This window comes from Bartonella sp. OD88NMGDW, from assembly GCF_042193775.1.
Lineage (GTDB): Bacteria > Pseudomonadota > Alphaproteobacteria > Rhizobiales > Rhizobiaceae > Bartonella > Bartonella grahamii.
Window position 1 is genome coordinate 1 of the sequence record NZ_JBHIMA010000048.1, and the last position, 1,376, is coordinate 1,376.

Consider the following 1,376-nt stretch of genomic DNA (forward strand, 5'->3'; position numbering starts at 1 on the left):
ATTGTCTTTTAAAGATCTCCAACACCGTCTATAGATATCTCTTGCCGTAAAAACATTGGGTAAAAGATCACAGCGCTCTACAATTAATTTTGCACGCTCTGCTGTTAATGTATCATTCGCCGCATAAAGACGTTTTGCATGGCTTATCAGATATTCTTCCCAATATAAGGCTCTCTCAAGGGCATCTCTATTGATTTCAAAACGCCCCCCTTCACTCAATTCAAAAATCAATGCAAGGGTTGGTATGGTTTTATTCATTTTCAAAAGATGCGCTTGTAAACTTGATGAGAAATGACCTCCTTTGATTGTTCTTTGAAAATTTTCCCACCATACACGAAACATTTCTTGAGCTTCAGCAGAAAAGCGTATGGTAATAGGGTGTTTTGGTGAGCCTAATGGTTTATCATAAAGAGAACGAAAAATTCCTTGATAACTTTCCCATGCCTTTTGATTGGGAGGTCTATCAACCCATAACCGCTCTTTTCGTTCATCGGGCCACACCAGCATTTGAAACCGTTGCAATAAGCCGTCATTATTTGTTCCATGGTGCATTGCTTGAATAATGGGAATAATCCGTGAAGGTTGAATGCCCCCAATAATGGAAATGGTTGCATTGGGAATAAAAATGGTTCCCCGTCCTATACGGTCATAGGTGTATGATTTTTTGCCATTAAAAGCTGTTAGATAAAAAGAACGGTCTGATTGATATTCCTTCCGTTCCAAATCGGATAAAAAACCAGATAATTCATCACGAACCAACAATAAACCACGGGGGTTTTCTTTTAACAATTCCCCAAGCTTTTCGACGGTCACATCGTTGACAATAAGACGTCGTTTATTAAGCGTGTCATCTTCCTCACTTTCTTTATGTTCAAGAGATTGAGAAAGAAGAGCAAGGGCTTGTTCCTCGTCTTGATCTTTGAGTGCTTTGTAGGCTTGTTTTTTCTTTTCTCTTTTGTCTAATTCAATAAGAATATCTTTTGTTTCTTGCTGTTTTTTCTTCTTTAACCATTCTTGATGCCATTCCTCTTGAAAAACATCGAGAGGTGCTAAAGCAGCTTCCATGGTATCTGTTTTCATAGTTGAAGGTTCCCCCACAAGGCACCCCAGAGATTAGGAACAATTTTCCAATTGGCATGTTGTTTTGGAGAAACCCGCACGCCATTTCCAATGACAGCAGACAATCCACATAAAGCAGAAACAGCAACAAAATCGATAGAAGATTGTTGAATATCAGCAACGTCATAAACATAGTTTATTAATGGTGTTGGAAGCAGGAATATTTTAAAAGGCTCGACGGGTAAGAGAGCCGTAGCAATCGGTTGTAATTGCCCCCAACCATTTTGTTGCAAGGCTTGTTCATAAGAAATGGCTTT

Annotated in this window: 1 pseudogene; it reads right to left on the reverse strand. The window is 39.0% G+C overall.

Annotation, left to right across the window (positions count from 1 at the left end):
• Nucleotides 1-1,376: pseudogene (locus ACFIJR_RS08970) on the reverse strand (YfjI family protein); the annotation flags it as partial.